This window comes from Alcaligenes sp. 13f (assembly GCF_020496585.1).
GTDB lineage: Bacteria > Pseudomonadota > Gammaproteobacteria > Burkholderiales > Burkholderiaceae_B > Alcaligenes > Alcaligenes phenolicus.
The window spans coordinates 51,727-77,104 of the sequence record NZ_JAHKKC010000019.1; the positions used below are offsets into that span (position 1 = coordinate 51,727).

At 52.5% G+C, this 25,378-nt stretch carries 19 protein-coding genes and 4 tRNA genes; 4 read left to right on the forward strand and 19 right to left on the reverse strand.

Features of this window, described 5'->3' with window-relative positions:
* Positions 1–39: 39 nt before the first annotated feature.
* Both KOE80_RS15475 and azu read left to right on the forward strand, forming a co-directional pair.
* Positions 40–675 carry a LysE family translocator gene (locus KOE80_RS15475; RefSeq protein ID WP_083055333.1) on the forward strand — a complete coding sequence of 212 codons (636 nt, stop codon included), beginning with the start codon at positions 40–42 and terminating at the stop codon, positions 673–675.
* A 256-nt stretch (positions 676–931) separates the two neighbouring features.
* The gene (gene azu, locus KOE80_RS15480) at positions 932–1,378 is read left to right on the forward strand and encodes an azurin (protein WP_035269554.1); all 447 of its coding nucleotides are present in this window, start codon (positions 932–934) and stop codon (positions 1,376–1,378) included.
* A 156-nt stretch (positions 1,379–1,534) separates the two neighbouring features.
* Here the strand turns inward: azu and rpoC are convergent, their stop codons facing one another.
* From rpoC to mnmG, 18 genes are all read right to left on the reverse strand, one after another.
* Positions 1,535–5,797, reverse strand: a complete 4,263-nt coding sequence (gene rpoC, locus KOE80_RS15485) for a DNA-directed RNA polymerase subunit beta' (RefSeq protein WP_035269553.1) — start codon at positions 5,795–5,797, stop codon at positions 1,535–1,537.
* Positions 5,797–9,909: a DNA-directed RNA polymerase subunit beta gene (gene rpoB / locus KOE80_RS15490; protein ID WP_226349467.1), complete on the reverse strand. Its 4,113-nt coding sequence runs from the start codon at positions 9,907–9,909 to the stop codon at positions 5,797–5,799. The genes rpoC and rpoB overlap by 1 nt, the downstream gene beginning before the upstream one ends.
* Before the next feature lie 162 nt (positions 9,910–10,071).
* Complete coding sequence (gene rplL / locus KOE80_RS15495) at positions 10,072–10,449, reverse strand: 50S ribosomal protein L7/L12 (protein ID WP_003800851.1); 378 nt, start codon at positions 10,447–10,449, stop codon at positions 10,072–10,074.
* A gap of 79 nt (positions 10,450–10,528) precedes the next feature.
* On the reverse strand, positions 10,529–11,053 hold the full coding sequence (rplJ, locus tag KOE80_RS15500; protein ID WP_226349468.1) for a 50S ribosomal protein L10: 525 nt from the start codon (positions 11,051–11,053) through the stop codon (positions 10,529–10,531).
* 233 nt (positions 11,054–11,286) lie between these two features.
* Positions 11,287–11,982, reverse strand: coding sequence for a 50S ribosomal protein L1 (rplA, locus tag KOE80_RS15505; RefSeq protein WP_042489519.1), 696 nt, complete (start codon positions 11,980–11,982; stop codon positions 11,287–11,289).
* Positions 11,983–11,985: 3 nt separating this feature from the next.
* Entirely contained in the window at positions 11,986–12,420 is a 435-nt protein-coding gene (rplK, locus tag KOE80_RS15510) for a 50S ribosomal protein L11 (RefSeq protein WP_009464323.1), read from the reverse strand.
* Between the two features lie 67 nt (positions 12,421–12,487).
* Positions 12,488–13,021 carry a transcription termination/antitermination protein NusG gene (gene nusG, locus KOE80_RS15515; RefSeq protein ID WP_009464325.1) on the reverse strand — a complete coding sequence of 178 codons (534 nt, stop codon included), beginning with the start codon at positions 13,019–13,021 and terminating at the stop codon, positions 12,488–12,490.
* A gap of 9 nt (positions 13,022–13,030) precedes the next feature.
* Positions 13,031–13,411, reverse strand: coding sequence for a preprotein translocase subunit SecE (gene secE, locus KOE80_RS15520; RefSeq protein ID WP_009464327.1), 381 nt, complete (start codon positions 13,409–13,411; stop codon positions 13,031–13,033).
* A 45-nt stretch (positions 13,412–13,456) separates the two neighbouring features.
* Positions 13,457–13,532, reverse strand: a tRNA-Trp gene (locus tag KOE80_RS15525).
* A 95-nt stretch (positions 13,533–13,627) separates the two neighbouring features.
* Positions 13,628–14,818, reverse strand: a complete 1,191-nt coding sequence (gene tuf / locus KOE80_RS15530; RefSeq protein ID WP_054513288.1) for an elongation factor Tu — start codon at positions 14,816–14,818, stop codon at positions 13,628–13,630.
* A gap of 43 nt (positions 14,819–14,861) precedes the next feature.
* Positions 14,862–14,936 (reverse strand) — tRNA-Thr (locus KOE80_RS15535).
* A 38-nt stretch (positions 14,937–14,974) separates the two neighbouring features.
* A tRNA-Gly gene (locus KOE80_RS15540) sits at positions 14,975–15,048 on the reverse strand.
* A 56-nt stretch (positions 15,049–15,104) separates the two neighbouring features.
* A tRNA-Tyr gene (locus KOE80_RS15545) sits at positions 15,105–15,191 on the reverse strand.
* A gap of 123 nt (positions 15,192–15,314) precedes the next feature.
* The gene (locus KOE80_RS15550; RefSeq protein ID WP_226349469.1) at positions 15,315–15,632 is read right to left on the reverse strand and encodes a hypothetical protein; all 318 of its coding nucleotides are present in this window, start codon (positions 15,630–15,632) and stop codon (positions 15,315–15,317) included.
* 156 nt (positions 15,633–15,788) lie between these two features.
* Complete coding sequence (locus tag KOE80_RS15555; RefSeq protein WP_045930438.1) at positions 15,789–16,727, reverse strand: ParB/RepB/Spo0J family partition protein; 939 nt, start codon at positions 16,725–16,727, stop codon at positions 15,789–15,791.
* A gap of 29 nt (positions 16,728–16,756) precedes the next feature.
* Positions 16,757–17,572 carry a ParA family protein gene (locus tag KOE80_RS15560; RefSeq protein ID WP_042485203.1) on the reverse strand — a complete coding sequence of 272 codons (816 nt, stop codon included), beginning with the start codon at positions 17,570–17,572 and terminating at the stop codon, positions 16,757–16,759.
* A gap of 2 nt (positions 17,573–17,574) precedes the next feature.
* Positions 17,575–18,246: a 16S rRNA (guanine(527)-N(7))-methyltransferase RsmG gene (rsmG, locus tag KOE80_RS15565; RefSeq protein WP_226349470.1), complete on the reverse strand. Its 672-nt coding sequence runs from the start codon at positions 18,244–18,246 to the stop codon at positions 17,575–17,577.
* Positions 18,243–20,159, reverse strand: coding sequence for a tRNA uridine-5-carboxymethylaminomethyl(34) synthesis enzyme MnmG (mnmG, locus tag KOE80_RS15570; protein WP_226349471.1), 1,917 nt, complete (start codon positions 20,157–20,159; stop codon positions 18,243–18,245). The genes rsmG and mnmG overlap by 4 nt, the downstream gene beginning before the upstream one ends.
* 875 nt (positions 20,160–21,034) lie before the next feature.
* Between mnmG and KOE80_RS15575 the strand changes: the two genes are divergently transcribed.
* Complete coding sequence (locus tag KOE80_RS15575) at positions 21,035–22,207, forward strand: methionine aminotransferase (RefSeq protein WP_226349472.1); 1,173 nt, start codon at positions 21,035–21,037, stop codon at positions 22,205–22,207.
* A gap of 207 nt (positions 22,208–22,414) precedes the next feature.
* On the forward strand, positions 22,415–22,681 hold the full coding sequence (locus KOE80_RS15580) for a hypothetical protein (protein WP_226349473.1): 267 nt from the start codon (positions 22,415–22,417) through the stop codon (positions 22,679–22,681).
* Positions 22,682–23,375: 694 nt separating this feature from the next.
* Here the strand turns inward: KOE80_RS15580 and KOE80_RS15585 are convergent.
* Entirely contained in the window at positions 23,376–24,434 is a 1,059-nt protein-coding gene (locus KOE80_RS15585) for a metallophosphoesterase (RefSeq protein ID WP_226349474.1), read from the reverse strand.
* Positions 24,435–25,378 lie beyond the last annotated feature (944 nt).

The following is a 25,378-nucleotide window of genomic DNA, read 5'->3' on the forward strand; positions in this document are numbered from 1 at the left end:
TTCTGGTCACACTGCAGTTTTACTCCTGGACGTACCGCCGTGTCCTTGTTCTTGCTGATCGCCAGCACCCATTTCCTGGCCCTGCTTTCCCCCGGCCCCGATTTTTTCCTGATCGCCCGCAGCACCCTGGCCCATGGACGCTGGGTCGCAAGCGGAGCGTGTGCCGGTGTCGCCCTGGCCAATGGCCTGTACATCAGCCTGGCACTAACGGGCTTTGCCCGGATAAGCACTGGCAGCCCTCTCTTTGTGCTGCTACAGGGCGCTGGAGGACTGTATTTACTGTACTTGGGCGTGACGTTCCTGCAGGTAGCCCACCACACTGCTGGGCAAAGGATCAAGGCCTCTGAAGCCTCTACAGGTGGCTGGTGGCATCATGCTCTGCTTGGCCTGCTCTCGGGGCTGCTGAATCCCAAGAACGCCTTGTTTTACGCCAGCCTGGCCTCCGTACTGGCCAGCAGCCACGCTGGCACCGGCCTGCACATCTTGCTGGGTCTGTGGATGTTTTTAATTGTTCTGCTCTGGGACTTGTTCATCACCGTTCTGATCGGGCACCCGCTTTGGCAGCAGCGTATACAAAAGCACTTGCCACGTATCGAACAACTCTGTGGCCTGCTGTTGTGCCTGATTGCCGCTGCCGCCCTCTTCAACATGGCTCAACACTTGGTCACAAACTAAACATCCCGAAAAGTGAAACCTGATCTGCACCGCCGTCAAGCTACCTGAAGGTGATAGAGTGAGGCTGTTAGAGCCACATCAAACGATGGGAAAACAAATCATTTACGGTCTCGGACGCGGCGATATAAGCCGGTAAAATAGTCCGGGTCTTTGTTTTGTTAAGCACCTTGAGTGCGCTACAGTCTATGCTGTAAGACCGGAACAACACCCCCCGTGTCCCGTTCCTTTTTTTGTCAGTTTTCAAGGAGTTACTAGAATGTTTGCCAAAATCGCTTTCACAGCCGTTCTTGGATTGGCCAGCGTGCCTGCTTTTGCTGCTTGCGACGTTACCATCGAAGGCAATGACTCCATGCAGTTCAACACCAAGAGCATCGTTGTTGACAAGACATGCAAGGAATTCACAATCAACCTGAAACACACTGGCAAGCTGCCTAAAGCAGCCATGGGCCACAACGTCGTTATCTCGAAGAAAGCCGATGAAAGCGCTGTTGCTACCGATGGCATGAAAGCCGGTCTGGACAACAACTACGTTAAAGCCGGTGACGAACGCGTGATCGCTCACACTGACGTGGTTGGCGGTGGCGAAAGCACCTCCGTAACCTTTGACGTCTCCAAGCTGAAAGAAGGCGAAGACTACGCATTCTTCTGCTCCTTCCCAGGTCACTGGAGCATCATGACTGGCGAAATCAAGCTGGGTAGCTAAGTGCATCCGCTTGTAGCCGCCAGACGGCCATAAAAAATCCCCACGTGGCCTGGCCATGTGGGGATTTTTTTTAGCTCGAACTATCTGGTTTTAACCGACTACCTGAAGGTAGCGGCCCACCCTGGATAAGCAGGGTGGGGAACCACTAAGTCTTGCTTATTCCTGATCGCCCTCTGGGGCTGCAGGTTGCTGCTCGGGCTCGGAGGCACCGGACACAAAGACCGGATCTTCCGAAGGCTCAGGAGCCGATGCAAACGGGTTTTCCAGTTCACGGGCTGCTTTGCGCTCTGCCACTTCAAAGGCTTCTTTTTCCTTGCGGGCGGAATGGAAGGCCATACCGGTACCAGCAGGAATCAGACGACCCACGATCACGTTTTCTTTCAGACCACGCAGATCGTCGGTTTTGCCCATGATGGCCGCTTCGGTCAACACGCGGGTGGTTTCCTGGAAGGAAGCCGCCGAGATGAAGGAGTCGGTCGACAGCGAGGCCTTGGTAATACCCAACAGCACGTTTTCGTACGTAGCTGGAATACCGTTCTCGGCCAGAACGCGATCGTTCTCGTTCAGCAATTCGGAGCGTTCAACCTGTTCACCCGTGATGAAGTTGGTATCACCGGCATCCACAATGTTCACGCGGCGCAGCATCTGACGAACAATCACTTCAATGTGCTTGTCGTTGATCTTCACACCCTGCAGACGGTAAACGTCCTGCACTTCGTTAACAATGTAGTTGGCCAGCTTCTCGATACCCTTCAAGCGCAGGATGTCGTGCGGATCGGCTGGGCCGTCCACAATCATCTCGCCCTTGTTCACCACTTGACCGTCGTGAGCCAGAACCTGTTTTTCCTTCGGAATCAGGAACTCGTGGCTGACGCCGTCCAGGTCGGTAATGACCAGACGCTGTTTGCCCTTGGTGTCCTTACCGAAGGAAACCGTACCCGTAACTTCGGCCAGCAGGCCGGCGTCCTTGGGCGAACGAGCTTCGAACAGTTCGGCCACACGTGGCAGACCACCGGTAATGTCTCGAGTCTTTTGCGATTCCTGAGGAATACGCGCCAGAATCTCACCCACGGACACTTGCTGACCGTCGCGAACGGTAATCAGCGCGCCCACCGGGAAGGAGATATTGACCATGTGATCGGTACCAGCGATCTTGATCTCCTGACCTTGCTCGTTCAGCAGCTTGATCTGAGGACGCATGGTGATCTTGCCACCACGTGTCTTGGGAGTGATCACAACCAGAGTCGACAGACCGGTCACTTCGTCCACCTGACGAGCCACGGTCACGCCTTCTTCGATGTTCTCGAAGCGAACGGTACCGGTGTACTCGGACACGATAGGACGGGTCAGCGGATCCCAGCTTGCCAGACGCTGGCCAGCCTTGATGGCCTCACCATCGCCCACCGTAATGGTGGCACCGTAAGGCACTTTGTGGCGTTCACGTTCACGACGGTTGTCGTCAAAAATAACGATTTCACCGGAACGGGAGATCGCAACGCGTTCGCCCTTGGCGTTGGTCACATAACGCAGACCAATTTCAAAACCGACCGTACCAGCCGTCTTGGTTTCCACCGAGCTTGCCAGCGCTGCACGCGAAGCCGCACCACCAATGTGGAACGTACGCATGGTCAGCTGAGTACCCGGTTCACCGATGGACTGAGCAGCGATAACACCGATGGCTTCACCACGGTTAACCAGCATACCGCGGCCCAGATCGCGACCGTAGCAGCTTGCGCACAAGCCGTGACGGGTTTCGCAAGTCAGCGGAGTACGGATCTTGACTTCATCAATACCCAGGTTGTCGATCAGGTCGACCAGGTCCTCGTTCAGCAAGGTGCCGGCGGGGATAACCAGTTCCTGATTGTCAGGGTTGACGATGTCGGTCGAGGCCACACGGCCCAGAATCAGATCGCGCAGGGGCTCGATAACCTCACCACCATCCAGGATGGCTTTCATGGTGTAGCCGCCCTTGGTACCGCAATCGTCTTCGGTAATGACCAGATCTTGAGTCACGTCGACCAGACGACGAGTCAGGTAACCGGAGTTAGCCGTCTTCAACGCCGTATCGGCCAGACCCTTACGAGCACCGTGAGTCGAAATAAAGTACTGCAGTACGTTCAGACCTTCACGGAAGTTCGCGGTAATAGGCGTTTCAATAATGGAGCCATCAGGCTTGGCCATCAGACCACGCATACCAGCCAGCTGACGAATCTGTGCAGCCGAACCACGAGCACCGGAGTCCGCCATCATGTAGATGGAGTTGAAGGACTCTTGACGTACTTCTTCACCAAAACGGTTGGTCACTGGCTCGGAAGCCAGTTGCTCCATCATGGCCTTACCCACGCGGTCACCGGCTTTGCCCCAGATGTCCACTACGTTGTTGTAGCGTTCCTGAGCGGTCACCAGACCCGAGGAGTACTGCTTGTCAATTTCTTTAACTTCGTTGCTAGCCTGAGCCAGGATGCTTTCCTTGACGACAGGCACAACCATGTCATTCATGGCGATGGAAATACCACCACGAGTTGCCAGACGGAAACCGGACTGCATCAACTTGTCGGCAAAAATCACGGTGGCACGCAGGCCGCAGCGACGGAAGGACTGGTTGATCAGACGCGAAATTTCTTTCTTCTTCAACGCACGGTTCAGTGCGGTGAAAGGCATGCCCTTGGGCAGAATTTCGGACAGCAAGGCACGGCCAGCAGTCGTTTCGTAACGCTTGATGGTCTTGACCCACTCACCGTCTTCGCCCTTCTCGAATTCTTCGATACGGACGGTCAGACGAGTTTGCAGCTCGACTTCCTTGTTGTCGTAGGCGCGCTGAACTTCAGCCACGTCGGCCATGAACAAGCCTTCGCCCTTGCCGTTTACCAGTTCGCGGGTCGCATAGTACAGACCCAACACGATATCCTGGGAAGGAACGATGGATGGTTCGCCGTTGGCGGGGAACAGCACGTTGTTGGAGGCCAGCATCAAAGTACGCGCTTCCAGCTGGGCTTCCAGCGACAGCGGCACGTGAACGGCCATCTGGTCACCGTCAAAGTCAGCGTTAAAGGCGGCACACACCAGGGGGTGCAGCTGAATCGCTTTACCTTCGATCAGGACCGGTTCAAAAGCCTGAATACCCAAACGGTGCAGCGTAGGCGCACGGTTCAGCATCACGGGATGCTCGCGGATCACCTCTTCGAGGATGTCCCACACCACCGGTTCCTGGCTTTCCACCAACTTCTTGGCTGCCTTGATGGTCGTAGCCAGACCCATCAATTCCAGACGGTTGAAGATGAAAGGCTTGAACAGCTCCAACGCCATCAGCTTGGGCAGACCGCACTGGTGCAGCTTCAACTGAGGACCCACCACAATCACGGAACGACCGGAGTAGTCCACGCGCTTGCCCAGCAGGTTCTGACGGAAACGACCGCTCTTGCCCTTGATCATGTCGGCCAGGGACTTCAGTTGACGCTTGTTGGCGCCGGTCATGGCTTTACCGCGACGACCGTTATCCAGCAAGGAGTCCACGGACTCTTGCAGCATACGTTTTTCGTTGCGCAAGATGATGTCCGGTGCCTTCAGTTCCAGCAGACGCTTCAAACGGTTATTACGGTTGATAACGCGGCGGTACAGATCGTTCAGGTCGGAAGTCGCAAAGCGGCCGCCGTCCAGCGGTACCAGCGGACGCAGGTCCGGTGGCAGCACGGGCAGCACTTCCATGATCATCCAGTCTGGCTTGATGCCGGATTTCTGGAAGCCTTCCAGTACTTTCAGACGCTTGGAGATCTTCTTGATCTTGGCATCCGAACCTGTGGCTTTCAGTTCGGCACGCAGGCGCTCGACTTCGCGATCGATGTCAATCGTGCGCAACAGTTCGCGCACGGCTTCCGCACCCATCAGGGCGTGGAAGTCGTCACCGTATTCTTCGGTCTTGGCCAGGAAATCGTCGTCGGACATGATCTGACCGCGCTTGAGCGGAGTCATGCCAGGTTCGATCACGCACCAGGCTTCAAAGTACAGCACACGCTCGATGTCACGCAGGGTCATGTCCAGCACCATGCCCAGACGGGATGGCAGGCTCTTCAGGAACCAGATGTGAGCAACCGGGCAGGCCAGTTCAATGTGACCCATGCGCTCGCGACGCACCTTGGAGACGGTGACTTCAACGCCACACTTCTCGCAGATGACGCCACGATGTTTCAGGCGCTTGTACTTGCCGCACAGACATTCGTAGTCCTTGATGGGACCAAAAATCTTGGCGCAAAACAGGCCATCGCGCTCGGGTTTGAACGTGCGATAGTTGATGGTCTCTGGCTTGCGGACTTCTCCGAAAGACCAGGACCGGATCTTCTCGGGCGAGGCGATGCCGATCTTGATGGCATCGAACTGCTCGTCCTGAGTGACTTGTTTAAAGAGATCGAGTAGCGCTTTCATTATTTACGCTCCAAATCCATGTCCAGGGACAAGGAACGGATTTCCTTGACCAGAACGTTAAAGGACTCCGGCATACCGGCGTCGATCACGTGGTCACCCTTGACAATGTTCTCGTAGACCTTGGTACGGCCAGCGATGTCGTCGGATTTAACCGTGAGCATTTCCTGCAGGGTGTAGGCGGCGCCATACGCTTCCAGCGCCCAGACTTCCATCTCCCCGAAACGCTGACCACCGAACTGCGCCTTACCACCCAGCGGCTGCTGAGTAACCAGCGAGTATGGGCCGGTGGAACGAGCGTGCATCTTGTCATCGACCAGGTGATGCAGCTTCAGGTAGTGCATGTAGCCTACGGTGACCATACGCTCAAAGGCTTCGCCGGTACGACCGTCAAACAGGCGAACCTGCGTGCGGTGTGGTGCCAGCTGCAGTTTCTCGGCGATGTCGTCAGGGTAGGCCAGACGCAACATCTGGTCGATTTCCTGCTCGGTTGCACCGTCGAACACTGGCGTAGCCAATGGCAGACCTTTCTGCAAGTTGGTGGCCATGTTCATCACTTCGTCGTCAGTCAACTCGTTGATGCGAGTCTTCTTGCCGGCAGTGTTGTAGACCTTGTCCAGGAACGCGCGCAGTTCGGAAACCTGCACGTTCTTTTCTTCTTGCATCATGTCGTTGATGCGGTGGCCAATACCCTTGGCAGCCCAACCCAGGTGAACCTCCAGAACCTGACCCACGTTCATACGCGAAGGCACGCCCAACGGGTTCAGAACGATGTCCACAGGGGTACCGTCAGCCATGTGCGGCATGTCTTCCACGGGAACGATGCGGGAAACCACACCCTTGTTACCGTGACGGCCGGCCATCTTGTCACCAGGCTGCAGACGACGCTTAACAGCCAGGTAAACCTTGACCATCTTCAGCACGCCAGGAGGCAGCTCGTCGCCTTGGGTGAGCTTCTTGCGCTTTTCTTCAAAAGCCAGATCGAACTGGTGACGCTTTTGCTCCAAGGATTCCTTGGTGTGCTCCAGCACCAGTGCGTGTTGCTCATCAGCCAGACGGATGTCGAACCACTGCCAGCGATCCAGATCGTTCAGGTAGTCAGCGGTCAGCTCGGTGCCCTTGGGCAGCTTGCGTGGGCCACCGTTGACGGTTTTGCCGACCAGGAACTTCAAGGCACGGTCAAAGGCGTCGTCTTCAACGATCTGCAGCTGGTCGTTCAGGTCCTGGCGGTAGCGACGCAGTTCATCATCAATGATGGACTGGGCACGCTTGTCACGCTCGATACCTTCACGGGTAAAGACCTGAACGTCGATCACCGTACCGACCATGCCCGAAGGCACGCGCAGGGAGGTGTCTTTAACGTCAGAAGCTTTTTCACCAAAAATGGCGCGCAGCAGCTTTTCTTCCGGAGTCAGCTGAGTTTCACCCTTGGGTGTCACTTTACCGACCAGCACGTCGTCGGCACGCACTTCGGCGCCGATGTACACAATGCCGGAATCGTCCAGACGGTTCAGCTGAATTTCGGACAGGTTGCTGATATCGCGGGTGATATCCTCAGGTCCCAGCTTCGTGTCACGGGCAACAACCGTCAGCTCTTCGATGTGAACCGAAGTGTAGCGATCATCAGCCACGACCTTCTCGGAGATCAGAATCGAGTCCTCGAAGTTGTAGCCGTTCCAGGGCATAAAGGCGATCAGCATGTTCTGACCCAGAGCCAATTCGCCCAGGTCAGTCGATGCGCCGTCGGCCAGCACGTCACCACGAGCCACGATATCGCCACGTTTGACGATAGGACGCTGGTTGATGTTGGTGTTCTGGTTGGAACGGGTGTACTTGGTCATGTTGTAGATATCTACACCGACCTCGCCAGCCACGTTCTCGTCATCGTGCACGCGAATAACCACGCGCTGTGCGTCAACGTCTACCACCACACCGCCACGACGGGCTTGTACGGTTGTACCCGAGTCAACCGCAACAGTACGTTCGATACCGGTACCGACCAAAGGCTTCTCAGGGCGCAGGCAAGGAACTGCCTGACGCTGCATGTTGGCGCCCATCAGTGCTCGGTTGGCGTCATCGTGCTCCAGGAACGGAATCAGCGAAGCAGCCACAGACACGATCTGCGAAGGAGCCACGTCCATGTAATGGATGTTCTCTGGCGCAGTCATCATGGTTTCGCCCGCTTCACGGCAGGCAACCAGATCGTCCGCAAAGGCACCGTCTTCGGTCAACTCGGCGTTAGCCTGAGCGATGACGTAATTGCTTTCTTCAATCGCCGACAGGTAATCGATCTGTTCACTGACCTTGCCGTCAACAATCTTGCGGTAAGGCGTTTCCAGGAAACCGTACTCGTTCAGACGAGCGTACAGCGCCATGGAGTTGATCAGACCAATGTTTGGACCTTCAGGCGTTTCAATCGGGCATACGCGACCGTAGTGGGTTGGGTGCACGTCGCGCACCTCAAAGCCCGCACGTTCACGAGTCAGACCACCAGGGCCCAGTGCCGAAACACGACGCTTGTGCGTGATCTCGGACAGCGGGTTGGTTTGGTCCATAAACTGCGACAGCTGGCTGGAACCGAAGAACTCCTTGACAGCCGCAGAGATGGGCTTGGAGTTGATCAGATCGTGCGGCATCAGGTTTTCGGTCTCGGCTTGGCCCAGACGTTCCTTGACGGCACGTTCCACACGCACCAGACCGGCGCGGAACTGGTTTTCGGCCAATTCGCCCACGCAACGAACACGACGGTTACCCAAGTGATCGATATCGTCGATCTGACCGCGGCCGTTACGCAGACTCACCAGCACCTGAATGGTGTCCAGAATGTCTTCGTCGGTCAGGGTCATGGGACCTTCAATGCTGTCACCACGGCCCAGACGGCTGTTGACCTTCATGCGACCCACACGCGACAGGTCGTAGGACTCTTCGCTGTAGAACAGACGGTTGAACAGGGCCTCAACCGCTTCTTCGGTTGGTGGCTCGCCGGGACGCATCATGCGATAGATCGCGATACGGGCAGCATTGGAATCCGCTGTTTCATCGGTGCGCAGGGTCAGGGAGATAAAGCCGCCCTGGTCCAGTTCATTGATGTACAGGGTCTCGAAATCACGCACATTGGCTGCGCGCATTTCGGCCAGAATGGATTCGGTGATTTCGTCGTTGGCGTTGGCAATCACTTCGCCGGTTTCGGCGTTGATGATGTTCTTGGCCAGCACACGACCCAGAAGGAAATCTTCCGGGATGGAAATGTATTCAATCTTGGCTGCTTGCAGGTCGCGCAAATGCTTGGCATTGATACGCTTGTCCTTTTCAACCAGTACGCGACCGTCGCGGTCGGTAATGTCGAAACGGGCAACCTCGCCCTTCCAGTGTTCTGGAACGAATTGCAGCTTGCCACCTTCCTGGTGCAGCTCGATGTGGTCGAACTCGAAGAAGTGGGCCAGGATCTGCTCTGGCGTCAGGCCGATGGCCTTCAGCAAGATAGTGACGGGCATCTTGCGACGACGGTCGATACGGAAGAACAGAATGTCCTTGGGATCGAACTCGAAGTCCAGCCAGGAACCACGGTAAGGAATCACGCGCGCCGAGAACAGCAACTTGCCCGAGCTGTGCGTTTTACCGCGGTCGTGTTCGAAGAACACGCCGGGGGAACGGTGCAGCTGGGACACGATGACTCGTTCGGTACCGTTGATCACAAAAGAGCCGTTATCAGTCATCAGGGGCATTTCGCCCATGTAGACTTCTTGCTCTTTTACTTCCTTGACGGTAGGCTTGCTCACCTCGCGGTCCATGAGGACCAGACGAACCTTCGCCCGCAAGGGGGAGGCATAGGTCAAACCACGAAGTTGACACTCTTTGACGTCGAACACCGGCTCGCCGAGCGTATAGCTCACGAACTCTAGCCGCGCCATTTGGTTATGGCTTACTATTGGAAATATGGAACTGAAAGCTTCCTGCAAGCCTTCAACCTTACGCTGAGAAGGCAGCGTGTCCTTCTGCAAGAAGGTTCTGAAAGAATGCAGCTGGGTAGCCAACAGGTAAGGAACCTGCTGTACGTCTTCACGTTTGGCGAAGCTCTTGCGTATGCGCTTTTTTTCGGTGTACGAATAAGGCATGAGCACTCCGACTCAAGGGTTACACGGACCGTCAACCACGGCCCTGGTTTACGACTCTAAAAAACCCGACTTTCTACAATACTCATTAAAAATCATGGGTTTTCTGGAAACGCAAAAGCCCGGGAAGGCTTGAAACGCATTCCCGGGCATCTATCGATACTCTTACTTGAGCTCGATCTTGGCGCCAGCTTCTTCCAGCTTCTTCTGAGCGTCTTCAGCATCAGCTTTGGACAAGCCTTCTTTAACAGCCTTAGGAGCACCGTCAACCAGGTCTTTGGCTTCTTTCAGGCCCAGACCGGTGATTTCGCGCACGACTTTAATGACGCTAACTTTGTTTGCGCCAACGTCAGCCAGGAACACGGTGAATTCAGTTTGCTCTTCAGCGGCAGCAGCAGCGCCACCAGCAGCAGGAGCTGCAACAGCAACAGCGGCGGCAGCAGCCGACACACCGAATTTTTCTTCCATTTCTTTAATCAGCTCGGACAGTTCGAGCACGGACATTGCGCCGATGGCGTCAAGGATTTCAGCTTTAGTAGCCATTTTTAAGAACTCCAGATATTAGGTAAATGCCAGGTTTGGTAGTCGTTCGCAACGACGAAGTTTCCTGAAGGAAAACTGCTTACGCAGCTTCTTTCTGATCGCGCACAGCCGCCAGGCCGCGAACAAACTTGGTGGGAACTTCGTTAAGCGTACGCACAAAAGTAGCGATAGGTGCTTGCATGGTGCCCAGCAGTTTCGCCAGCAGTTCGTCGCGCGAAGGCATCGTGGCCAGAGCCTTAACACCATCAGCATTCAGAACGCTATTGGGCAGCGCACCGCCCATGATGACCAATTTGTCATTGGTCTTGGCAAAATCTGCAACGACTTTCGCCGCAGCCACGGGATCTTCACTGATGGCGTACATCAGAGGACCCACGAGCTGGCTGGAGATACCGTCAAACGAGGTACCTGCCAACGAACGACGAACCAGCGTGTTTTTCAACACACGCAGGTAGACGCCAGACTCACGCGCTTTTTTGCGCAATACGGTAGCAGAAGCGACGTCCAGACCACGGTACTCGGCGATAATGATCGATTGGGCCTTTGCCAGTTCGGCAGTGACTTCTTCGATGACTACCGCTTTCTCTTCACGATTGAGACTCACGGTTGAACACTCCTTCAAACGATGTCGGGAAGGCTTCCCAACATCAACCGAATGCGGCGCACCTGGACGAGTTCTATAACGAATTCTTCCACGGGCGCCGTCTACGTTGGATGGGGCATTCTGCCCCGATTAAGCACCTGGATGACAAATCAGCCCAACTGCTCCAACGGTCTTTGACAGCAGTGATCCTGTAAACAGGATCGCAGCCCAAAGTTCTTTTTTCTAACTGTTGATTAAACAGTCAGAGATGCAATTTCAACACGTGCACCGCCACCCATGGTGGAGGACACGGCAACCTTGCGCAGGTAAACACCCTTGGCAGCAGCTGGACGAGCCTTGTTCAAGGCGTCAACCAGGGCGACCAGGTTGGTTTGCAGCTGTTCAACGTTGAACGAAGCGCGACCAATGGTGCTGTGAATGATACCGGCCTTGTCGGTACGGTATTGAACTTGACCAGCCTTGGCGTTTTTAACAGCCGTGGCAACGTCAGGAGTCACAGTACCGACCTTGGGGTTTGGCATCAGGCCACGAGGACCCAGAACCTGACCCAGAGTACCAACAACACGCATGGTGTCGGGCGAAGCGATCACAACGTCAAAGTCCATTTGACCGGCTTTGATTTGCTCAGCCAGATCGTCCAGACCAACGATGTCAGCACCAGCTTCACGAGCGGCGTCGGCTTTTTCGCCTTGGGCGAAAACGGCAACACGCACGGATTTACCGGTACCAGCAGGCAGAACCACCGAGCCACGGACCAGTTGGTCGGACTTACGGGGATCGATGCCCAGCTGAACAGCGATATCGATGGATTCGTCGAACTTGGCAGTGGCAGTGTCTTTCACCAGGGCCAGAGCTTCGGCCACAGGGTAGAACTTGTTGCGGTCGATCTTGGCAGCAATAGCGGCTGCGCGTTTGCTTACTTTAGCCATGACTTACACCACCCCTTCAACGTTGATGCCCATGCTGCGAGCGCTACCAGCGATGGTACGCACAGCGGCGTCCAGATCGGCGGCGGTCAGGTCGGGTTGTTTGGTCTTGGCGATTTCTTCAGCCTGAGCGCGGGTCAGCGTACCGACTTTATCCACGTTAGGACGTGCAGAACCGGATTTGATACCAGCAGCCTTTTTGATCAGGATGGTTGCTGGAGGAGTCTTCATGATGAACGTGAAGCTCTTGTCAGCAAAAGCGGTGATCACCACAGGAATTGGCAGACCGGGTTCCAGACCCTGTGTCTGGGCGTTGAACGCCTTGCAGAATTCCATGATGTTCAGACCGCGCTGACCCAGCGCTGGACCGATTGGAGGGGATGGGTTTGCCTTACCAGCTGGGACTTGCAGCTTGATAAAGCCGACGATTTTCTTCGCCATGCTTAGCTCCTTGCGGGTGATGACGCCTGACGCAGAGTGCGACAGGCTTCCCGGGGGTTGTAATTAATCAGGTCTTTTCGACTTGATCGAAATCGAGTTCAACGGGGGTGGCGCGACCGAAAATAGTAACGGTGACACGAACCTTGTTTTTCTCGTAGTTAACTTCTTCGACGTTACCGTTAAAGTCTGCAAACGGACCGTCCTTGACGCGTACCAGTTCGCCAACCTCGAACAGCACTTTGTGCCGTGGCTTCTCAACGCCCTCTTCCATTTGCGACAGGATTTTTTCCACTTCGCGCTCGGAGATGGGAGCGGGACGGTTACCGGAACCGCCCAAAAAGCCGGTGACTCGCGGCGTACTTTTTACCAAGTGCCAGGTTTCGTCGGTCAAGGCCATCTCGACCAGAACGTAACCAGGGTAAATACGTCGCTCTGTAATTGATTTCTTGCCGTTCTTTACTTCAACGACTTCTTCCGATGGAACCAGAATGCGACCAAACGCTTCTTGGAGATCAGCGCGTTCAATGCGCTCCACCAGAGCTTTGTGCACGCTTTTTTCCATGCCGGAATAAACGTGAACCACATACCAGCGTTTGCTCATGTGTGCCCTTTATTTCCAGCCCAGCAACAGGCCATAAATGATCCAGCCGAGCCCTTTGTCAATCAGCCACAACAAGATGGCCATAACGGCAACAAACACAAAGACGATACCCGTCATTTGCGTTGCTTCTTTACGGGATGGCCAGTGAACGCGACGCACTTCCGTGTAGGCATCACGAGAAAAAGCGACCAGGCGGCGGCCTGTATCGCTAAACCAGATGATCAATACGGCGACGATTAAGCTGGCAACAAATACCCCAGCGCGAACCAGTGAATTTTGGCCATCCAGAACGGAATAGCCAACAATACCGGCGGCGACGACTAGGACCGCTAGGCCCAGCTTGATGCGCTCGGAACCTCGGTTAACGGTTTCTACGTTGGTATTCGACATATTCCGACGAGTGACGCCACGCGAGGTGGTGGCGAGTGACTGTGGTGGCAGGGGCAGAAGGAATCGAACCCTCAACCTTCGGTTTTGGAGACCGACGCTCTGCCAATTGAGCTATACCCCTATACCTTGACAAACTGTAGCACGCTACTTAGCTACGTTTGGCTTTTAGGCAAAAGAGGATATTAACCTCTTTCGCCCAAAATTACTACTCTTTTTTTACTTGATGATTTTTGCCACCACGCCAGCGCCAACGGTACGGCCGCCTTCGCGAATAGCGAAGCGCAGACCTTCTTCCATGGCGATAGGAGCGATCAGGGACACTTTCATCGAAATGTTGTCGCCTGGCAGAACCATTTCCTTGTCTTCTGGCAGCTCGATGGTGCCGGTCACGTCAGTGGTACGGAAGTAGAACTGAGGACGGTAGCCCTTGAAGAAAGGAGTGTGACGACCACCTTCTTCTTTGGACAGAATGTACACCTCGGCGTCGAAGTCCGTGTGTGGCTTGATCGAGCCTGGCTTGGCCAGAACTTGACCACGTTCCACGTCTTCACGCTTGGTACCACGCAGCAGCAGACCGACGTTATCGCCAGCTTCGCCCTGGTCCAGCAGTTTACGGAACATTTCAACGCCGGTACAAATGGTCTTGACCGTGTCTTTGATACCCACGATTTCGATTTCTTCGCCGACCTTGATGATGCCGCGCTCAATACGACCGGTCACAACCGTACCACGGCCGGAGATCGAGAACACGTCTTCAACAGGCATCAGGAACGTACCGTCAACGGCACGCTCAGGCGTAGGAATGTAGTTGTCCAGCGCTTCGGCCAGAGCCAGAACGGCTTGGCTGCCCAGTGGGCCTTCGTCGCCTTCCAGAGCCAGTTTGGCCGAACCCTTGATGATCGGGGTGTCGTCGCCAGGGAAGTCGTACTTGGACAACAGCTCGCGAACTTCCATTTCAACCAGTTCGATCAGCTCTTCGTCATCAACCATGTCGGCCTTGTTCAGGAACACGATGATGTAAGGAACGCCAACCTGACGGCTCAGCAGGATGTGCTCGCGAGTCTGGGGCATTGGGCCGTCAGCGGCCGAGCAAACCAAGATAGCGCCGTCCATCTGGGCAGCACCGGTAATCATGTTCTTGACGTAGTCAGCGTGGCCGGGGCAGTCAACGTGTGCGTAGTGACGGTTAGGCGTCTCGTACTCAACGTGCGAGGTGCTGATGGTGATACCACGTGCTTTTTCTTCAGGGGCGTTATCGATCTGCGAGTAATCGCGTGCTTCGCCGCCGTATGCCTTGGACAGAACCGTGCAGATTGCAGCGGTCAGAGTGGTTTTACCGTGGTCAACGTGACCGATAGTACCGACGTTGACGTGCGGTTTAGTCCGTTCAAACTTGCCTTTAGCCATGGCAGACTCCTGAAGGGATAGAACGATATAGAGAAGAGAGATGTGGTGCCCATGACGCGGATCGAACGCGTGACCTCTCCCTTACCAAGGGAGTGCTCTACCACTGAGCCACATGGGCATTCAACTTCAGCCCAGAGTGGCCAAAGATTTTTAACCTGGAGCGGGTGAAGGGGATCGAACCCTCGTCTTAAGCTTGGAAGGCTTCTGCTCTACCATTGAGCTACACCCGCAGACTTTTCTTCACCCTCTCCTAAAGTCGCCTTGCTGGCTGACTCTAGAAAAGTGCTGGTGGTGGGAGTTGGATTCGAACCAACGTAGGCGCAGGGCCAACAGATTTACAGTCTGCCTCCTTTAACCACTCGGACATCCCACCCGAAGCGAAAATCGAATTATGGACATGTTTTATGAGGTCGTCAAGCCTTTTGGGAAGAAAACTGAATAATTCGATGAATTTTTTAAAAAAACCTGATTTTGGGCGCTTTTCTTACTGGTTTTGTCACTGTTTTTGGGCCCCCAGGATACCGCTTTTGAATGAATTCAAAACCTGGGAAACAGGATGAAATGCGGGTAAACACATAGATTTTTTCCTATTTTCAGTGCCTATTTTTGTAAGCAAAAGATACGGAATCAGATTTTCCGTTTTAATCCGGCTTTCAGGCTTCTTCCCTACACTCTCCCTCGCCTCCTTAAGGCTCTCATCCTGCTGTTTTCTACCGGCTTGAGCACAAGCACTCAATCTAAAAAACATGTCGTCATGAACTACCCCAAAAAAAGGAGGATTGCCGAGCAGCCTCAGGAAAGGGAGGTTCATCATTCCAGAAGTTTTTCTAGTTCTCCTCCTTCCTGCTGCTTCTTTTTTGCAAGAAGATGCAGACCATTAGCAAAACACGGCTCATAGCAAAGAAAAAGCCGACGTCAGGTCGGCTTTTCTACAGCAATCGCATTGCTTTCTGCGTGGCGCGGCCCTGGCTCAATCGTCCGTTTGTTCCAGCAAGGACGACAGGCCCTGCTTTTCCAGCAAGGCATTCAGATGTTCCCAGCCATGGAAAGCGATCTGCAACTGCCCCTTGTCCTTGGCACCAACCTTCAAAGTCACTTTGGTACCCAGATGGTCGGACAGCACTTTTTCAAAGCGCTGTACATCACCGTTGCGGCTGGCCTTGCTCTGAGCCTGCTTGCTGGCAGGCTCGTCATCCTCGTGCAGGGCACGGGCAACCAGCTTCTCGGTTTCACGTACCGACAGACGGCGGGCAATCACCTCGTTGGCCAGCATGATCTGACGGGCAGCATCCACGGCCAGCAAGGCACGAGCGTGACCCATATCGATGTCGCCGGCCAGCAGCATGATCTGCACAGGCTCTGCCAGGTTAATCAGACGCAACAGGTTGCTGGTGGTCGAGCGCGAGCGGCCAATCGCCTGAGCAGCCTGCTCGTGGGTCAGGCCGAACTCGTCCAGCAGACGTTTCACACCTTGTGCCTCTTCCAGCGGATTCAGATCTTCACGCTGAATGTTCTCGATCAGCGCCATGATGGCGGCGTTCTCGTCGCCAACTTCGCGCACCAGGACGGGTACTTCTTCCAGACCGGCAATTTGCGACGCACGGAAACGGCGTTCACCCGCGATGATCTCGTATTTGCCCTTATCCTTGCCCGACAGAGGACGCACCAAAATAGGTTGCATCACACCTTGTGCGCGTATGGATTCGGCCAGCTCGTTCAAGGCGCCCTCGTCCATGCGAGTACGCGGCTGATACACCCCGGCCTTCAGCAGTTTGACGGGCAGGTTGGAAGGTGGGCCATCGCTCACCGCCGCTTCGCCCTTTTTCCCTATGGTTGCGATAGCGCCTGCGTCCGCGCCGAGCAAGGCATCCAAGCCTCGACCTAGACCTTTTGGTTTTCGTGTAGCCATGCTTACATTCCTATTGATTCTTGTGTGCCTTACGCCTTATCGCTACGGGATTCTTTCTTCAAGCGCTTGATCAGCTCTTTGCCAAAGTCCATATAGGCCCTGGCCCCCCGGGAGTTCTTGTCGTAGACAATACCTGGCATACCGTGGCTTGGCGCTTCAGCCAAACGCACATTACGTGGCACTACCGTCTTGAACACCTTATCGCCAAAGTGTGTCTCGATCTGATTGGAGACTTGCTGCTGCAAGGTAACACGACCATCAAACATCACTCGCAGCAAACCAATCAACTGCAAATCCGGGTTGATATTGCGATAGACCCGCTTAACCGTATTGACCAGATCCGACAGCCCTTCCAGTGCAAAGTACTCGCACTGCATGGGGATGATGACCCCGTGCGCGCTGGCCAGGCCATTGAGCGTTAGCAGCGACAAGGTAGGTGGGCAGTCGATCAGCACGAAATCATAATCATCCAGTACCTGTGCCAGTGCCTGTTTGAGTTGTTGCTCGCGCTCTTGCATCTGGATCAGGTCTATCTCGGCGCCCGACAGCTCCCTATTGGACGGCAAGACGTCATAGCCACCTGTTTCTGAATGTATCTTTACGTTAGAAATACTTTCATCACCAATCAGCACTTGGTACAAATTACCAGACAGGCTGTTTTTATCGATGCCGCTACCCATAGTGGCATTGCCTTGGGGATCCAGGTCAATCAACAAAACTTTTTTCTTCAGTACCGCAAGCGCAGCGGCCAAATTGATTGCAGTGGTCGTCTTGCCTACTCCGCCCTTTTGGTTCGCGATACAAAACACATAGGCACGGGGAGATTTTTCGTCGTTTTTACTCATGATTATCCTTGCTGCACCAACCACACTAGACAACGCTGTGCCTCTAGCTCCGGTACGGTTAATGATTCTATTCGTTCGACCTGCCAGTTACTTTCAGATTGCAATGCGGCTATTTCCAAATCAGGTTCTTTACCCTTCATAGCTGCAATGCGCCCACCTGGGCGAACATGCCTGCCTGCCAAATTTACGAAATCAAGCAGCGAAGAAAAAGCTCGGGAAACCACAATATCTGCCTGCATGGGTTCCTGCTGCTCTACACGTACATGCATTGCCGACAAATTAGGCAAGGCCAAAACCCCAACCATTTGTTGAACAAATGCCATTTTTTTCTCAACAGCATCAATGCAAGTAATGTTCCACGTGGAACATGATGCTGCCAAAACAACACCCGGCAAACCAGCCCCTGACCCTACATCCACAATCCGAACCGATTCTTGCGCCGAGTGATTGCTGCTGGCCAGATAGTTCTGGAACGGGCGGACAATCGACAGGCTATCAAAAATATGTTGCACCAGCATTTGATCTGGGTCACGCAGGGCGGTCAGATTATAAGTACGGTTCCAGCGCTGCAACTGATTAATGTAGTCCAGTAGCTTGCGCACCAAGGCGGGGTCCTGATCCAAGCCCAAATCCAGCAGGGCCTGATTCAGGCGTTTTGAAAAAGTATCGCTCATGCCGTTTGTTTGTTTTTTTGCTTGCGCTTCAGGTGTACCAACAATAAAGAAACCGCCGCAGGTGTCACACCCTGAACACGTCCGGCCTGGCCAATGGTCAAAGGCTTCGCAGCCTTCAAACGCTGACGCACTTCAATCGACAATCCTTTGATATCGTCGTAGTCCAGATCCTCTGGAATGGCCTGCTCTTCCAACGCTGCCTGACGAGTCACCTCGTCCTGCTGACGCGCCACATAGCCGGCATACTTCACCTGAATTTCCACCTGCTCAATATGCACCGGATCTTCCAGACCGGGACCTGCTACCGGCGTACCTTGATCATTCAGCACGGCCATCAGCTTTGCATAATCCACTTCGGGGCGCTTGAGCAAATCGAAGAATGAATACTCCCGTTCGATATTTTTACCTAACAGTGCGTTTGCCTGTTCGGCCGGTAAGTTGCGGGGGTTCACCCAGGTACCCTTCAAACGCTCGATTTCACGTGCGACCGCATCGCGCTTGCGATTGAAATGATCCCAACGGGCATCGTCCACCAGGCCCAGATCACGACCGATTTCAGTCAGTCGCTGGTCTGCATTGTCTTCCCGCAGGCTCAAACGATACTCAGCGCGAGAGGTAAACATGCGATAAGGCTCAGTCACCCCACGGGTAATCAAATCGTCTACCAGCACACCCAGGTAAGCCTCGTTACGGCGTGGATACCACTGCTCTTTCTCTTGGGCCAAACGGGCAGCATTCACCCCGGCCAACAAGCCCTGCGCAGCTGCTTCTTCGTAACCCGTCGTGCCATTGATCTGGCCGGCAAAGAACAAGCCACGAATCTGTTTGGTTTCCAGCGTGGGATACAGGGATCGAGGATCGAAATAATCGTACTCAATCGCGTAGCCTGGACGCATGATGCGAGCATTCTCCAAACCTGGCAGGCTGCGCACCATAGCCAATTGGATATCGAAAGGCAAGCTGGTCGAGACACCGTTCGGGTAGATCTCGGTCGTGCTCAAGCCTTCTGGCTCCAAAAATACCTGGTGACTGCTCTTGTCTGCAAAGCGATGAATCTTGTCTTCAATAGACGGGCAGTAACGCGGGCCGATACCCTCGATGGTGCCCTGGTCGCTATACATGGGCGAGCGATCCAGACCGGAGCGAATAATGTCGTGAGTACGCTCATTGGTATGCGTAATCCAGCACGGCATCTGTTGGGGATGCATGGAAACATCGCCCATATAAGAGAACACCGGAATGGGATCACTATCGCCGGGCTGAACTTCCAGACGGGAAAAATCGATAGTATTGGCATCAATACGCGGAGGGGTTCCTGTCTTCAATCGCCCTTGGGGCAACTGCAGTTCCCGCAAGCGATGCGCCAGGCTGATGGAGGGTGGATCCCCTGCCCGACCTGCCGAGTAATTATTCAGGCCTACATGAACCAAACCATTCAAAAAAGTACCTGCAGTCAAAACCACAGATTTGGCTTTGAACTCCAAACCAATCTTGGTGACCGCACCCACTACCCGATCACCCTCCACAATCAAGTCTTCGACTGATTGCTGAAACACCATCAAGTTGGGTTGATTCTGCAGAACCTCGCGAATAGCCTTGCGGTACAAAGAACGGTCAGCCTGAGCACGAGTGGCGCGCACGGCTGGCCCTTTGGAGCTATTCAGGGTACGGAATTGAATACCAGCGTGGTCGGTAGCCAAAGCCATTGCCCCGCCCAGCGCATCCACTTCCTTGACCAAATGCCCCTTTCCAATCCCCCCAATAGAAGGGTTGCAGGACATCTGCCCCAAGGTATCCATATTATGGGTTAGCAATAAGGTAGACACGCCGGTTCGAGCTGCCGCTAAAGCCGCTTCGGTACCAGCATGTCCGCCGCCTATGACAATAACGTCAAACTCTTCGGGATAAATCATGTCAGAACAGCTAAAAAGTAAAAACCAATTATACGATTACCAGCGACGGTTGTTCCACATGAAACACATGGAACCAATATCTGTTCCACGTGGAACACAGTTTTTTGCGTAAATACCACTGTGGATAACTTTGTGGAGAAACAGGCCGTTTTTTATCCCCAGGCAACTATCCAGGGAGCAGGCCACGCCTTCGAAGATTTTTCCTGTCCATGATACGCCAGGGAGGGAAGCCATAAAAGGCGCGCTTATCACCCTTAAATCTCTTAAAAGCAGCTATCTAAGCGGGTACCCTGCCCCAGGTGGATAAAATCGACTTAAGCAGGGAGCAAAATTGTGGATAACAGAGCAATAAAAAGAAATACAGCCTGATGAACAGGAATACCGCTCAACAGTCTGGCGATAAGGAAATTTCCGCTGGCCTGGAGAAAATATAAGGCTTCGATTTTTCAATCTGGCTACTTTGGCTGCAGGTAAAAATGTCCTATGCGCAAAAAGAGAGCGCGCTCAGACAGGGCAGAACTTGCCTGTGACGACAGATACTTTGAAAAATCAGCAGCACCTTGAAACCTGGAGTCTTATCAAGAGCCCGAGTTTAAGACACAGGTTCGCTTGAAAAATTCCCGCAGCTCCAACAGGCATCCGTAGCGAAGTAGCTGGAGAAGAAAAACGGACAGCAGAAAAAGCGGCGCTCTAATCCTATATAGGCAGCAGCTATATCAATGTAAAAACCCGTCCTGAGCGATTGGTTCCACGATCAACAGATCCGTGTGGAATCTATGGTATTTTCGACAAGAATTTGTCTGATACTTCGCCACCCAACCGTTTGCTCAAATCTGAAGCGCGGGTGCATTTTTATTATTCATATCAGTAGACCCATGCAGATCACATCCAAGCTCCCTTCTGTGGGCACCACCATCTTTACCACCATGAGCCAACTGGCCCTGGAGCACAAAGCCATTAACCTGGGCCAGGGCTTTCCAGATTTCAATCCGGATCCGGCTTTGATTGAGGCTGTACACCAGGCCATGCTGGATGGCATCAACCAGTATCCTGCCATGGCGGGCTACCCTGCCCTGCGAGCCGCTATTGCCAGCAAAACGCAGGCTCGTTATGGCCGCCTTTACAAGGTGGATACGGAAATTACCGTTACCAGTGGCGCCACTGAGGCCTTGATGGCCAGTTTCCAAGCCTTTGTGCATGCAGGCGATGAAGTCGTCGTGATCGAGCCCTTCTACGACCTGTATATCCCCGCCATCGAGCTGGCCGGAGGTATACCTGTTGCCGTCCCCATGACAGCGCCTAGCGAAGCTGTGCCCTACTATCGCGTCGACTGGGACCGTGTAGAGCAAGCCATCACCAGCAAGACCCGTATGCTGGTAATCAACTTTCCGCACAATCCGACTTGTACCATCTTGCAGCCCCAGGATCTGGACGCTTTGGAGCAGATTGTAGAAAAGCATCCTTCCTTGATCATCTTGTCCGATGAGGTCTATGAACACCTGACCTTTGATCAGAAAGAGCATCTCAGTCTGGCTACCCGGCCTAGCCTGGCAGAACGAGCAGTCATCGTTTCTTCCTTTGGCAAGACCTTCCACGCTACAGGTTGGAAAGTAGGCTACTGCTGCGCTCCTGCCAGTCTCAGCACGGAAATCCGCAAGGTCCACCAATACACTGTCTTTACCGTTCCCAGCCCCTTACAGGCCGGTCTAGCCACCTATATGCAAGACCCTGCTACCTGGGAGAGCCTACCCGCTTTTTATCAGGAAAAGCGCGATCATTTGCACCAAGGTCTACAAAACACACGTTTTACACCTATGCCCAGTGAAGGGACTTTCTTCCTGCTGGCCAGCTATGAAAACATTTCAGAGCTATCCGAACTGGATTTCGCCAAGCACTTGAACCAGAACTACGGCGTAGGCGTGATTCCCGTCTCTGCCTTCTACCTGAATCCCAATTCTGAGCAGGCTAACCATCGTTTGCTGCGTTTTTGCTTTGCCAAGCAGCCCAACACCTTGGATCAGGCCATTGAACGCTTGAAAAAGGTCTAAACACCTTGCTTTCTGCCTTCATCAAACCGCCGTCAGGCGGTTTTTTTGTACCCTGATTTTTGTGGACAAGTACAGTCGTCGTAATCCTGCCTATATCTGCTACAGAAACCCTATAACAGCCATGCGAAACAACACGCATTAGCTGGGCCTCAAAACGCCAACCGCGAACCACAAAACCCGCACCTTGTAACCCGCAAGACGCCAAACGTGAAACAGGCGATTTGTCGTCCCCATACTATCCTGTTGATAACTTTGGGGGTAAACCTGATTTTTTGCCCAGTTATCGCTTCTTTTCCTTTGATAAAAGGAAGAACCAGCCAGCGTTACAGCTTCTCTGTTTCAGGACCGGCAGCCAGAAAAAAAATCCGCCTCAAAGCTAAAACCACAAAAAATATAGATATAAAACAAGGACTTATTTCAACATTACACGTTCTTCAAACACAGCTTAGCTGTGAAAATACACAGTTCACCTAGCTGCTTCAGGCTAAATAAGACCCGTGCGGGCACAAGTACACGCTTTACCCACAAAATGTGGATAAGTCAAAAATTCAAACAAGATTGACCTAGTACAAGTTTCAGGCTCAGCAATCCCCGAAGCCATAGCAAATTCTTGGCCAAACACGTCGTCCAGGTAGAACTCCCCTCTTTTGCCAATCAAGGCCTTTGCTTGAGTTTTTCTCATGTTGAAAGAAACCCTAGAGGCGTGACAGCAAAGTCGATCTTGCACGGTTCTGAAAATAAACTTTCAGTCTTTGCGGCTCAAATTTCTGTATGCAAAAGTCGCATAAGCCAGCGTTGAGCGAGATCGTGATTTTTGTTCATGGACTGCATCTTAGTCGAGAACTTTTGGCTTGCAAAGAGCAGGGGCCTGGTCTGCAGGGAGTTGAACTTATCTTACATAACAAGCACTTAAATCTTTTATTAAAATTACTGGATGGAGGCCTGTTGATAAGTCGAACAAGTGTCTTTAGCAATGATAAAACAAGAGCTTAGCGGTTTCTTTTTCGGGGATAGATCTAACGCTTACCGGTGGATGGTTTAGGTACAACTTTTAGACTCCACAAAGAAGTACCTACTTATGCCTTATGTATCCACACCCTGTTCACAATGCCCTTCCTAGAGCTTATCCACAGAAAAGAAAATTGTAACAGCAGGAAGAAAAACGGATTTAGCGGGTTGGCTGCGTAAAACCGGTATCCGTCATGATGATTTTCTCTGGCCAACGCAAAGCAGCCAGGTGAAAAGCCGAGTCTTCAGGCGCCTGGTCCTTGCGACGATCGCGCCAACGAGCTCCAACGGAAAAGTCCACGCAAAACGTGTTTTTCTTTGCGCCGTGCCAGGAAAATGGATCTATATCCTTGAATAATAAGGAGTATTTAGACATTTTCGCTGTTGGTTGAGGAAAGAGCTGACGCCAGTAGTGGCCAAAAACGACCGGAATATCGTCCTGGTAGCTGTTCCACCAAGGGGTACGGTCGGAAAAACGCCAACGGTTGCCAGCAAAAAATGGGCGATCCGCCGGGCCTTCGGTTCCGGAAGTCAGTAAACGGATGGGGTTGAAGTCATTTTTGACCAAATCGTAGTCAATGTAGGCCTGCAATAACGGCATCAAGGCCTTTGGATCTTCAATTTTTTCTTTCCATTCCTGTTTTGCAGCCAGATATTTATTCAGAATTCCTTTTTTTTCTGCATAATTATCAGCTTTACGCTCGCATTCAAAGAAAAAATCAAGAAAATCTTCGCTTTTTACCGATCGAATTGCATCAATAGCTGGATTATTCCAGGCGGCATGCACAATTCTGAGGTCACTTCTTTCCAATGCAATGGGTAGTGAGCTTAAAAACTTTCGGATTTCGTCTCTATTTTGAGGTTTTGCACGCTTGAATGGGGAGTAATTCTTTAAATCCGGCTGATATCGCTGATCAAAATACCAGCCTGAACCATCTTTTGCATCGTCTATCAGTAGATTGATTTCATGATTACCTAATATTCCTTTTGCTTTATTATTATTTATCAAGGACTTAAGGTACTCAATTACAGCAGGGCTGTTTGGACCGCGATCACAATAATCTCCAACGAATATCAGGCTACGTTGCTCCGGGTGAGAGCCATCTTCCTGGTAACCCAAGTTTTGGATCAGTTGTTGCAAGGCCTGAAGCTCTCCATGTACATCACCGATGATGTCTAAAGAACCAGTAGGTAAAGGCTGTACAAGAAAGTTGGGCATGGGTGAAGAGATCTTTATTTAACAATAACTATATATATAACTGGTAATGAATAATGAGTGTCTGTGGATAAGTGGCATAGCTGAGAATTTTTCTTTAATTTCAACATCTTATAGACCACTTTTGCCTGTGTATCACCCCGAGGGAGTCGGTGGATCGAAACTGGACAAAATTTGAGGTCTTGAAAGACAGGCGACTTATCCCCCTTTCATCCACAACACGTCCACAACAGGCCCTCTTGGAGCTTATCCACAGGGGGCCAAAGCCAGTAGCTGCCTTAAATATAGCTTTTTTGCCCAGTCCTTGACCGATTTTCTGGCCGAATTCTGCCTGCCTGGTGCGTCTGGATGAGCTGATGTCGATGTTTGCACCAACGCCATGTTGGAGTGCGAATTAAGCCTTTATAATATCCACAAATTATTCACTTTCTTATTAACCGCATATTTTCCTGGATTTTATATTTCCATTTTTGGTTTAATCTATTTTGTTAATAAAATTGTGGATTTCTTTGTTATTCATCCCTGTGGATAAGTCAGGCCATCACGACTGTTATTAGTTTTCTTTGGTCTAAACAAAAACCTGTTTTTGTAATTCAGTATTGTTGTTTTGTTTTTGGATGCAATCTTTATTGTTATCTTCGAAAAAAAAGAATTAGCAACCCTGTTTATTATTTTTAATATCTGGCTGGATTGCTTTCTTTTTTATTTATCTTTCTTTTATATAGACAGTTTTTTTTTATTAATGTTTTTCTAAAAAAAGCAGCAATTAATCAATAATTTGAATCTTTTCATCTCTGTCCTCCAGCTTTTTCTTTGATTATCAATTGATTCCTTTCCGGGCTTTGTAGTTAAAGTTCGCTCTTCTTTAATAAAAGAATGGCTTGGGGCAGAGCAATAAACATTGAATGATCAGGTTTAACGGTGGAGCCTATCTGCCGACCCGACCC